This window comes from Vibrio sp. Y176 (assembly GCF_033438945.1).
The window spans coordinates 115,265-124,817 of the sequence record NZ_JAWOQS010000010.1 but is presented as its reverse complement, the minus strand read 5'-3'; the positions used below and the strand labels follow the sequence as shown (position 1 = coordinate 124,817).

Here is a 9,553-nt window from a genome sequence, read left to right as displayed (position 1 = left end):
GGCCTAACTCCCAATGAATCAGAACGGTTATATTGGGAAAACTCTAAAACCGTGGCCAATTTTAGTTGACCACTACACCTACAACGCTTGCACAACCTTATTAAACAAGCGCACCGTATAGGAAGTCGTATCCGTCACTGTCCTATGGAAATAATACTAAACTCATTCCGAACGCATCACAATATTAGTTTGCATTTCATTTTGTGATTTTTACCCATTTAAAGATTGTTTCTGTCGCTCTTTGCTGGTGGCTTTCTTGAGTGTTTCATAGTAGCCAATCTTTATCAAAAACAAGTACCAGAGCGCATTAAGAGTCGTGATTTGCCTAAACTGTAGTTCAGCAAACCAGAATCGCTTTTTTAGATGCTTAATGGCCATGTAGGCTAACCATTGGTGTTTGAATCTAAGTACCGTCACTAGGCGCGTTTTCTTCACCTTAAGCGTGAATACATAAACCCTTGGTTTACTCATAGCTTGCTTTCCCCTCTAACTGGTATCGAAGCGGAGCAGTAAGCCATCCCCAACGTTTATGTCGCCATATGTCGCTAATCGTGGACTGGTGTACCCCGTATTCCTCGGCTAGCGTGTGTTGGCATACCTGTTTAGTGAATAACAGCTCATAGATGCGTAGAACTTAGCTAGGAGATAGCTTGGATGCGCAGTTCTTTCCTCGGCGGTCTACGTTGTCCTTTACAGCCTTTTCAGCGGGTACACCAGCCTTAAGGCGTCTTAGCACTCTGCGGTAACTGGTATCGGTAACGGCGCATAGCTGTCTTGCGGTCATTACCTTGCCTTGGTAGGTCACAAGGTGCTTGGTAGCCTCGGCCAGTAGTTCCTCTCCGGTTCGTAGTCCTTTGTGATACGCGCGGTAAAGGATAGCCAGTTAACTGAGCGAGACGGTACACGCTCATCGATTGACCCTGATATTGAACACTCATAGTTGCTCACTCCCTTAAGCCGCTTTAGCGATTTGCTCATAGATACCAGTAAGGTGCGTTCTGCCTACCTTACGGTTAAAGCGCATGGATGGTGTTTGTAGACCTTTCTCGGTAAAGAGCACTAATGCACTGCCGAAGTTCACACCTTGCTTTTTGGTGTGTCCATCTGTCTCATAGAACGGGTAACGACCATCCGGCTTGTAAATCATCGTGGCGTAGCCCTCTACCAAGTCCAGCCACCACGTTGTGAGTTCTTCATGTGGTAACAGCATCATGCCGTCACGGCCTTTTCTGGCTTGTTCTAGCGCCTTTTCCAGAAACTCAAACTTAAGGTCGAACGGAGGATTGCACCACCAGCCATCTTCCCATTCGCCTTGTAGGCCATCGAACCCCACACAAACAGGGTTTAGGAGTTGAGCTGCCTTGTGTTTTGGCTTAAGGCTTGGGAATCCACTCGGCTGTTCGTTAATCCAGTCAGGAGCCACGTAGAAGCGGTTCACCTTGGCGGTTTGTGGCTCGGCGGCCACATCTAAAACAAACTCTTTTCCGGTATCACGTCGAAAGAGGAATTGAGCATCAAAGAAACAATCCCAACGAGTCGCCCATTTGTTCTTTGCGCCCTCGACGGTCTTACTTTTGACTAGGTGCGCCATTCTCTGACTTCTCCCCACTCTTGGCCGCTACCGTAATGCGCTCGATGCGTTCTGCGTCCAAATCAATCTTCACTCGCTCTATCTTTGGATAGACCACCAATCCATAAAAGCTGTATGTGCCAATACCGACAACAGCCACCAGCGCTAACACAATGGTTATGGCCAGTAGTCGAACAGAGCCGATAAAGACACGTAGCCCAATTGCCTTGCTATCATTCATGGACGCGTACCATGCCCTTGTAAGCAGAGAACAATACGCTGTGCTCGGTTTTGACACCTAAGCGCTCTTTCGTCGCCGGATTAATGGTTGTGCGTTCACGCTCTATGTGACGGAAACGGCCAAAGCCTCGAATTTGCACCTCACGGCCTTTCGCAATCTCAACCAGAATGTGATTGATCATTGCGTCCAGACAGTCGCCCACCAGCTCTGCATCATCACCAGTAAGCTTTAAGCCAAGGCGTTTAGAAATGTTTCTTTCAATGTCAGTTCGGTTTAAGCGTGTGCTCATTAATGTGCCCCCTTGATCTCGTTTACCTTGTTTGCCAGCTCATCGCGGAATACATCCGATGCACTAAAAGTCAGCTTGTCTCGCGCAGCTACAATCGCTGGTGCTCCCGTTTTTGGATTACGGCCAGCTCGCGCTTTCTTAAGGCGAGGTGCGAACGTGCCGAAACCACTAAGCAATACAGCATTGCCCTCAATCATGGTTTGAGTTGAGATTTCTTCGATAAAGGCATCAAAAACCAGCTCGCATTCTTCACGTAATGCGCCCGTTTCTTTTTTCATTGCTGAGATCAGTTCGTGCTTACCTACGGCTTTTTGTTTAGACACGCTAAGTCCTCTTGAATATCTTTCAGATAAATTCCGTGCTGTTGGCCTAGAAGATTGATGGCATAAAGAACCAGTTCTTCTCGACTGCTACAGCCAAGTTCTATTTGGAGTCGCCTAATTTGCTCTCGTTGTGTCGCGCTGGCGCGATAGTATTGACGTTTAATGTCAAACCTAGCCATCTTGGCCAGATGACGATTCCAGCGCTGTTGAGGCGTCAAGGCGTCTTTTTTGGGTTTACGTCCTGCCATGCGACGATTATAACCATTCCGAACACGCCGTAAATATTCCGAACACGATTTCTGTTTTTAATACAAAAAAATACCGCCCATATAGGCGGCATTTGTGGAAAGATGATCAAGGATTGGCGTTAAGCTCGTTTGAACTCCGAAAAGTGGCTGCGCATGCCATCACGAACTTTGAGAGGCGTTTTGCGCAGCTTGGCGCGTGTCGCTGTGTCGTATAAGTATTGTTCCCATTCCCAATAGGACATATCACGTAGTCGGCCTACTGGCTCACCAACACTATTCATGAATATGTAGGTATTCTTGGCTTGGCCGTTCGGGATTGAGTTGCCATTACCATCCAATATCTCAAAGACACCTCTCGCACCGACAAACGTCACGGTCAGACCATATTGCGCCGCTGTAGCATCAATCATTGCGCTAGTGAGGTAAACATTCTCGCCAAAGATTTTAGTACGGAGGATTTCACGACGATATTTCTTAATGTCTCGAACCCATTCGAAGATGACGCAGCGAGTATGTGGTGTTCGAATATTGGTTTTCACTTTGATTAGACCAGCATCGAATAGCATTCTAATCACTCGATAGTTGATCTTCTCTCTTGGTGCAATTGTGTCGCCAGTAGCATCGTAGTCACAAATATGACCACCAGTAAGCCAGCGATACGCTTGAGCGCTACCAAATTCCCCTGCGGGGGCATAGCTTAGCAACAACTTGTCATAGTAAAGGTAATCGCATAGGAAGTTACGGACTACCTTTGTTGCTTCTAACACGTCTAAATCAACTGGCTTTTGGCCAATGCTGTGATATTCACTCGCTAACATGAGATAACTAAGCCCTTTTTATATACTTATGCGGCTAGTCTAGTTTTGTTATCAAATGTTGGCAATTGGAGATAGCTATTAATTTGACAAATACACTCATCAAACCCCTTAGCCACAACCACGTAATACCCTAGATTTTGGAACATTTTTATCTTTTCCTGTTGTTCCTTACTTGGGCGACCTTTTTCCGTTTTTACCTCCAAAAAGAACCCGTGATACACCCCTCTCGGGATAGGAAAAAATATATCTGGCACACCTTTCTTTTGTCCCTCATAGCTCATCATCGAAGCCGCTTTAGGTGTTCGGTAGCCACCGTTCGGGATTGAGAAAACCAGTGGGTAAATGTCCTTGTACTGCGTCTCTAACGTGTAGAACAAACGCACCTGTAACCAGTGTTCGGCCAGTTTCGTGTCGTTAAACTCTTTCGGGCGCTTAATCCCTTGTGCAAGGCGCGTTTTGTGTGGTGAATCCAGTTCCACTTTCTTCTGTGTCGCAGCGCGCGCAACGTCAATGTCTTTCTCAAGAATACGAATGAGCCAGGCTGGTAGCTCTGACTTGTCCACCAGCGCAGTATTTGGGACGTTTATCGATACCGGATTGATGATGTGATTAACAGAACGGTTAATCTCGTTAAGTGCTGCATCGATATTGAAGTCGCCGCCGTGGCCAGCTTTCACGCCTTTGCTTTTCCACTTCTTGCGCTTAGCAACTTGGTTTGCGAGGAAAGAGTGATCGAATCGTGGTGCCTTGGCCATAACTAGATAAGCCCTTGTGTTACTAAAATCTCTTGTTCCTTACGGCGGTTAAAGTAGGCAAATACCTCGTCCTTGGTGAATTGCTTAGCTACCACTTTGCGGCGGCCACCTTGCGAGAAAACACGCTTAGCAATGTCCTCAGATAGCGTCCAACAAAGTGCGGTTTCGATTTCGGATTCGTCATTGATAGCTCGGTAGGCCGTGATCACCTTGGGTAGCTTGGCGAACGCCTTGCGCTCTGACGATTTCATCACCTTGTGCTTGTTGCGTCTCGGGCACGTAAACAGGGACGACCACACACATTGATGTTGGTGCGAGCCTTGCGCTTTCCATAGCGTTCCAAGTACGTCCCAATAGGTTGAGTCGTCTTGGATAGCTGGCGCACTGCGAACAAAGAAATCGAGCTGATAACACTCAGGAATAGATAACAGGCGGGAAATGATATTGGAGTCGTTAACGTTAGCCACTTTGTACCTCTTTTTTGCCGCCTCACGCTGCTTGGCAAGGCGGCCTAACGTCATCTAAATGTTTCAGCGTGGATACCCCTCCCGAAAGAGGGAGGGGAGGAACGCTGCCCTTTGTGGTTAATTCTATTGTGGTTACGAGGGGATTATACGACAAAGCTTGCTAACTATAAATTCCGAACACAGCATTAAAATCAACGCTTTCATACTTGCCAAATTGCATATAAAAAATTATAGTTAAAAAACGACTTGCAAAACCTATTTTTTCGGAGTTAATCTATTTGGGCACTGGCAAAATCCAGTGTCGAGATTAGCCTCTCGAAACTTACTAGGCGCAAGTCGCCAGCATCCCATCTTGCTGGTTTTTTATTGCGTAAAATCTGCACATCCTAATTATGGTGGGCTGGTTTGGGAGCACTTCGGTGCGCCGTTTCCTAGTAGGCGGTAAGGCTAATCCCGAATCAGCTCACCACCACTGGTTAGCCTCGGTTTTGGTGAGTTAAACATCAACTTACTAGGACAAAAATCATGATTGGTACTTCTACAATCAACATGCGCGCCGCACTTCAAGCTGCGCAAGATTACCTCTCCCAAGATCTAAACGCGCCTGTAGAGCTTCTTTGTCAGATCTACAACGCCTTACAACCTGTCGATTGGAACGACTCACCAGAACAGCATTTTCAAGATTGGCTGCTTTGTGGTGGTGATCTTCGCGTTGATTCAATTCTGGACGCTCAATATCTGTTTTGCTCGGGGTTTGAACTTGCCCTAGAAAAAATGGACTTCCAGACAAATTAAATCGGGAGAGAAAGCCCCGTTTATTGCGGGGCTAACTCAATGAGTTAAGTCAAAAGCGTTTGTAAGACATGAAAGAGATCGCAATCAAACAACGGTTTTATCCAACTGATGAGCAAGCTGAACTTCTAGCAAGAACGTTCGGTTGTGTGCGAACTGTTTACAATAGAATCCTACGTTGGAGAACTGACGCTTATCGTAATGACAAAATTAAGGTGAACTACAGCGCAGCATCAAGCCGATTAACCGAGCTTAAGAAAGATCCGGAGTTAAGCTGGCTTAATGATGTTTCTTGTGTGCCTTTGCAACAATCACTACGTCACCAGCAAGCTGCTTTTAAGAACTTCTTTGAGGGTCGAGCAAAATACCCTGTCGAAAAAAAGAAACGTCACAAACAGTCTGCTGAGTTCACTAAATCTGCATTTAAGTTCCGCGATGGACAGCTATTTATTGCCAAGTCCAAGCAGCCACTTAATATCCATTGGAGTCGTGAACTACCTAGCGAACCAACCACAGTCACAATCTCAAAAGACACCGCAGGCCGATACTTTGTGTCTATGCTATGCCGTTTTGAGCCTAAACCAATGCCTGTAACCGCTAAAACGGTTGGTATTGATTTGGGTTTAAATAACCTGTTCATCACAGATAGCGGTGAGAAAGTCGATAATCCTCGCCACTTCAAACACTACCAAAACAAACTGGCATACCTACAGCGTCAACTCGCCAAGAAAAAGAAAGGCAGTAATAATCGCGCTAAGGTGCGCCAGAAAGTAGCCCGTCTACACGCGAAAATTGCTGATAGTCGATTAGATAACTTACACAAGTTGTCTCGCAAACTGATAAACGAAAACCAAGTTGTTTGTGTTGAATCGCTACAAGTGAAGAACATGCTCCGCAATCCAAAACTAGCAAAACACATCGCTGATGCGAGTTGGGGCGAGTTCGTTCGCCAACTCAAATACAAAGCAGAATGGGCTGGACGAACTATCGTTGAGATAGAACGCTTCTTCCCTAGTTCAAAGCGTTGTAGCTGTTGTGGGTTCGTACACGAATCAATGCCGCTTAATATCCGAAACTGGACTTGTCCAGAATGCAATACGCACCATGATCGTGATATTAACGCAGCGAAGAATATAAAAACCGCTGGACTGGCGGGGTTAGCTTAGGGAGCGACTGGATCGGGGATAGCCTCAAAAGAGGCTATCTAGTGAAAGCGTGTTGAACTAAGAATCCCCTAGCGAATTAGCTAGGGGAGTATGTCAATCGACGCAGTACAATCAGTAAGTCGTCTTGAGTTGCTAACGCTAAATTTTGTTTACTCATCGTTTAAGCCGCCACGTAACTCAGCATCTTGTAATGACGGAACTCGTTCTGGAACGGTATTTCATCGTCAAAGTCCATTGGTGGCTCGCCGTATTGCTGTTGAGATTGATCCCAACCACCCTGTTGCTGTGGTGAATGCTGTGGTTGTTGAGGTTGACCCCAACCGCCTTGTTGCTGCTGGCCACCAGCTCGGTTATTGCCAAGCATTTGCATCACGCCATTAAAGCCTTGAACTACTACCTCTGTGCTGTAACGGTCTTGGCCTTGCTGGTCTTTCCATTTGCGAGTCTGCAATTGACCCTCGATGTAAACTTGTGACCCTTTGCGTAGGAACTCCCCCGACACTTCGGCCAACTTGCCGAACAACACCACTCGATGCCACTCGGTTTTTTCTCGGTTCTCGCCTGACGCTTTATCGCGCCAAGTTTCGGATGTAGCGACCGTGATATTCGCTACTGCGCCGCCATTTGGTAGGTATCGGATTTCGGGATCTGACCCCAAGTTACCAACCAGAATGACCTTGTTAATGCCTCTTGAAGCCATTCGTTATTCTCCGGTATCTCTCTTTACCGCTTCGTCTCTGTTAGAAATCGCATCACCAAAGAACAAATAACCCACGTCTGTACTTGTGTAGACCGCTATCAGTTCTAAGTTTTGCACCCTTGGGTTCACTTCGCCATTCTCGATTTTTCGATAAGTGTCTGGTGATAACCCGATTAACCTGCTCATTTCGAGTATGGTTAAATCTGCATGCCGTCTCGCTCGCTTGATTCGCGCTGCACGTTGCTGTCGATACTCAAGCGATTGGATTCGAGCGGCCTGTTTAGTCTTTGCGTCTCGCATTTTCATAGAAGCTCTCCACTTCACTTGCTAGTCGTTCTTCCTCGGTTGTGGTCGCCTTAATCAAGGCAACGCGATATTCATGTAACCGATTCTTTGACCAATCGAGGCAGAGCTTTTGCCACTTGATAACGGCAACCGGATCGGAAAGGTCGTAACCCGTCCCAAAACAGCTACAGCACTCCCACTTGCTAAATAACGACTTGGTGTAACCTGTGCCATTGCAAGTCGGGCAGCGATCCGGTTTGTCGTCCAATGTCACATCGGCATCTTGTAACCGGTTCGCCAGAGCTTCGCGTTCGTCCGTAAGCTCTATGCCCTCGAATGTATCCAGGATTGATGGTGAGCTTTTGTCTCGCTCTCTTTGCCGTTGTTCCAGTTGAGATCGCTTAATTTCAGAAATTTCCTCACTCACCATTCATTCCGAACACATCAATTTTATACGGAGTATAAGCCCACTTAAAAAACAATGCAAAAAGTATTGATACAAAAACCGAAACGATGTATTTTTGTCTCAGCAAACAGGCAAATAGACTCATATGAGGAATCAGCAAATGTCAGAGAACAACAGCAAAAAAGTTCACGACCAAATCCAAGCAGACGTTAAAGAGTACATGACCAACACCTCGAACAGCGTCTTAGACTTCGCTTTGGCCAATGCAATTAAGAGCGGTCAGAACAACCTATATGACTTGTGTAAAAAGTGGAAAATCCCTGTAGATAAGCTACTTAGCAAGATAAACACTTCTCTTTTCAAAGTGGATGATGATAAAATCCACCTCGCATAGACGGATACGTTTAGCTATCGGGATAAGAGTAATGGAAAGCTTCGGGGAAACTCGAAGCTTTTTTTATCTCAATACTTAATCCGAACACTCAAGAATTTAAGGCACAAAAAAAGCGCCTACTCATAGAGCAAGCGCTTATCGTTCGGAAACCCACTAAAACATCCACCAGCAACAAAAACAAACAAAAACCAACCAAATTAAACAACAACACCGTCGCTTTATAAAAGCAAAATAGAAATTAGAAAGCATCAATCGCGAAAGATAGTTTGAACTGATTCATCAAGAAACCTCGTCCGTAAGGTTCTGTTAGCACGCATTCCATTTAAAATAGCGGTATAGTGAAAAATAAACGCCTTATGTGATACCGGATCGTTTAGCGTCTTATCACCGTCAAATAGTTGTGTTTAATACTGTCAACACTTAGGCTATTTGGAAGAAAAAACACTGTAAAAATAGTAGCTAAACCTATACTTTTGGCCCAATTAGTTTGTACGGAGAAGCATTTTAATTTTTTACAGGATAAGATGGCTTAACAGCAATACATTGAATGCGCTAACCCACCTGCTGGAAGCGGCAACTTTCTTTTGAGGTTGGCATCAAGCAGAAAGGAAAAATGAACATGAATTATTGGATAAAAATCTTGCTCATATCCCGATTCATGTAGAGAAATGAATATTTTTCAAAGCGTTCCTTTATGAGAGGGGAATTATCTGATAACAATGGGACATAAGGACTTGGGAGTTTTCATGCGCCTAAACCTGAAAGAGATAACCAACTCGTTTGGGCGTTTGCAAAATTAGCAAAAAGTCTGGAATACTAGGCACAGCAAGACTTGGAACAAAACGTTCCCCAATAACCTTGATTGTGTGAAGAATATAAAAAAAGGCTGGATTCGAAGAACCCAACCTTTAGTTAACTAGGAGGTAATTATGTAATCACCAACCAAGCTCGAAGCAGCTAAAAGCTTCACCTCAAGTAATGCGCATTAGGTGAGTACCAGTCACTTAATACGACTTACATAGCTACAACAATCAAAACCGTCGGAGGTTATATGAGTAAGCTCATTGAGCTTGTCATAGCTGTTATCAACCTAGTAGCA

Annotated in this window: 16 protein-coding genes; 3 read left to right on the top strand and 13 right to left on the bottom strand. The window is 45.3% G+C overall.

Going from position 1 to position 9,553, the window contains the following annotated elements:
- Positions 1-210 precede the first annotated feature (210 nt).
- From R7O13_RS20390 to R7O13_RS20345, 10 genes are all read right to left on the bottom strand, one after another.
- Positions 211-471 carry a hypothetical protein gene (locus tag R7O13_RS20390; protein ID WP_262645294.1) on the bottom strand — a complete coding sequence of 87 codons (261 nt, stop codon included), beginning with the start codon at positions 469-471 and terminating at the stop codon, positions 211-213.
- 248 nt (positions 472-719) lie between these two features.
- The gene (locus R7O13_RS20385; protein WP_262645293.1) at positions 720-938 is read right to left on the bottom strand and encodes a hypothetical protein; all 219 of its coding nucleotides are present in this window, start codon (positions 936-938) and stop codon (positions 720-722) included.
- A gap of 14 nt (positions 939-952) precedes the next feature.
- A complete protein-coding gene (locus tag R7O13_RS20380) occupies positions 953-1,591 on the bottom strand; it encodes a DNA N-6-adenine-methyltransferase (protein WP_318304589.1) in 639 nt (212 codons plus the stop codon).
- The gene (locus R7O13_RS20375) at positions 1,569-1,811 is read right to left on the bottom strand and encodes a hypothetical protein (protein ID WP_017634081.1); all 243 of its coding nucleotides are present in this window, start codon (positions 1,809-1,811) and stop codon (positions 1,569-1,571) included. The genes R7O13_RS20380 and R7O13_RS20375 overlap by 23 nt, the downstream gene beginning before the upstream one ends.
- Positions 1,804-2,100: an HU family DNA-binding protein gene (locus R7O13_RS20370; protein ID WP_158159308.1), complete on the bottom strand. Its 297-nt coding sequence runs from the start codon at positions 2,098-2,100 to the stop codon at positions 1,804-1,806. The genes R7O13_RS20375 and R7O13_RS20370 overlap by 8 nt, the downstream gene beginning before the upstream one ends.
- Positions 2,100-2,423, bottom strand: a complete 324-nt coding sequence (locus tag R7O13_RS20365) for an HU family DNA-binding protein (RefSeq protein ID WP_052484255.1) — start codon at positions 2,421-2,423, stop codon at positions 2,100-2,102. Before R7O13_RS20365 ends, R7O13_RS20370 begins: the two co-directional genes overlap by 1 nt.
- Positions 2,402-2,671 (bottom strand): hypothetical protein, encoded by a 270-nt coding sequence (locus R7O13_RS20360; protein ID WP_169628924.1) that lies wholly within the window; start codon positions 2,669-2,671, stop codon positions 2,402-2,404. The genes R7O13_RS20365 and R7O13_RS20360 overlap by 22 nt, the downstream gene beginning before the upstream one ends.
- Positions 2,672-2,790: 119 nt before the next feature.
- Entirely contained in the window at positions 2,791-3,489 is a 699-nt protein-coding gene (locus R7O13_RS20355; protein ID WP_017634077.1) for a hypothetical protein, read from the bottom strand.
- A gap of 26 nt (positions 3,490-3,515) precedes the next feature.
- Positions 3,516-4,244 (bottom strand): VRR-NUC domain-containing protein, encoded by a 729-nt coding sequence (locus R7O13_RS20350; protein ID WP_213868155.1) that lies wholly within the window; start codon positions 4,242-4,244, stop codon positions 3,516-3,518.
- 2 nt (positions 4,245-4,246) lie between these two features.
- On the bottom strand, positions 4,247-4,711 hold the full coding sequence (locus R7O13_RS20345) for a hypothetical protein (RefSeq protein WP_258480295.1): 465 nt from the start codon (positions 4,709-4,711) through the stop codon (positions 4,247-4,249).
- 525 nt (positions 4,712-5,236) lie between these two features.
- On the opposite strand from R7O13_RS20345, the gene R7O13_RS20340 reads away from it, so the two are divergent.
- Positions 5,237-5,506: a hypothetical protein gene (locus R7O13_RS20340; RefSeq protein ID WP_024703886.1), complete on the top strand. Its 270-nt coding sequence runs from the start codon at positions 5,237-5,239 to the stop codon at positions 5,504-5,506.
- A gap of 68 nt (positions 5,507-5,574) precedes the next feature.
- A complete protein-coding gene (locus R7O13_RS20335) occupies positions 5,575-6,669 on the top strand; it encodes an RNA-guided endonuclease InsQ/TnpB family protein (RefSeq protein ID WP_213868156.1) in 1,095 nt (364 codons plus the stop codon).
- Between the two features lie 160 nt (positions 6,670-6,829).
- Here the strand turns inward: R7O13_RS20335 and R7O13_RS20330 are convergent, their stop codons facing one another.
- Genes R7O13_RS20330 through R7O13_RS20320 form a run of 3 tightly spaced genes read right to left on the bottom strand, consistent with a single transcriptional unit; the run spans position 6,830 to position 8,084 of the window.
- Complete coding sequence (locus R7O13_RS20330) at positions 6,830-7,369, bottom strand: single-stranded DNA-binding protein (protein WP_213868157.1); 540 nt, start codon at positions 7,367-7,369, stop codon at positions 6,830-6,832.
- A gap of 3 nt (positions 7,370-7,372) precedes the next feature.
- Complete coding sequence (locus R7O13_RS20325) at positions 7,373-7,675, bottom strand: helix-turn-helix domain-containing protein (RefSeq protein WP_017634072.1); 303 nt, start codon at positions 7,673-7,675, stop codon at positions 7,373-7,375.
- Positions 7,650-8,084: a hypothetical protein gene (locus R7O13_RS20320; protein WP_237284025.1), complete on the bottom strand. Its 435-nt coding sequence runs from the start codon at positions 8,082-8,084 to the stop codon at positions 7,650-7,652. The genes R7O13_RS20325 and R7O13_RS20320 overlap by 26 nt, the downstream gene beginning before the upstream one ends.
- Positions 8,085-8,220: 136 nt before the next feature.
- On the opposite strand from R7O13_RS20320, the gene R7O13_RS20315 reads away from it, so the two are divergent.
- Complete coding sequence (locus R7O13_RS20315) at positions 8,221-8,454, top strand: hypothetical protein (protein WP_206954369.1); 234 nt, start codon at positions 8,221-8,223, stop codon at positions 8,452-8,454.
- Positions 8,455-9,553: the final 1,099 nt, after the last annotated feature.

Coding starts and splice junctions, on each gene's coding strand:
- R7O13_RS20390 (WP_262645294.1), bottom strand. CDS start 471: ATGAGTAAACCAAGGGTTTATGTATTCACGCTTAAGGTGAAGAAAACG.
- R7O13_RS20385 (WP_262645293.1), bottom strand. CDS start 938: ATGAGTGTTCAATATCAGGGTCAATCGATGAGCGTGTACCGTCTCGCT.
- R7O13_RS20380 (WP_318304589.1), bottom strand. CDS start 1,591: ATGGCGCACCTAGTCAAAAGTAAGACCGTCGAGGGCGCAAAGAACAAA.
- R7O13_RS20375 (WP_017634081.1), bottom strand. CDS start 1,811: ATGAATGATAGCAAGGCAATTGGGCTACGTGTCTTTATCGGCTCTGTT.
- R7O13_RS20370 (WP_158159308.1), bottom strand. CDS start 2,100: ATGAGCACACGCTTAAACCGAACTGACATTGAAAGAAACATTTCTAAA.
- R7O13_RS20360 (WP_169628924.1), bottom strand. CDS start 2,671: ATGGCAGGACGTAAACCCAAAAAAGACGCCTTGACGCCTCAACAGCGC.
- R7O13_RS20355 (WP_017634077.1), bottom strand. CDS start 3,489: ATGTTAGCGAGTGAATATCACAGCATTGGCCAAAAGCCAGTTGATTTA.
- R7O13_RS20350 (WP_213868155.1), bottom strand. CDS start 4,244: ATGGCCAAGGCACCACGATTCGATCACTCTTTCCTCGCAAACCAAGTT.
- R7O13_RS20340 (WP_024703886.1), top strand. CDS start 5,237: ATGATTGGTACTTCTACAATCAACATGCGCGCCGCACTTCAAGCTGCG.
- R7O13_RS20335 (WP_213868156.1), top strand. CDS start 5,575: ATGAAAGAGATCGCAATCAAACAACGGTTTTATCCAACTGATGAGCAA.
- R7O13_RS20330 (WP_213868157.1), bottom strand. CDS start 7,369: ATGGCTTCAAGAGGCATTAACAAGGTCATTCTGGTTGGTAACTTGGGG.
- R7O13_RS20325 (WP_017634072.1), bottom strand. CDS start 7,675: ATGAAAATGCGAGACGCAAAGACTAAACAGGCCGCTCGAATCCAATCG.
- R7O13_RS20320 (WP_237284025.1), bottom strand. CDS start 8,084: ATGGTGAGTGAGGAAATTTCTGAAATTAAGCGATCTCAACTGGAACAA.
- R7O13_RS20315 (WP_206954369.1), top strand. CDS start 8,221: ATGTCAGAGAACAACAGCAAAAAAGTTCACGACCAAATCCAAGCAGAC.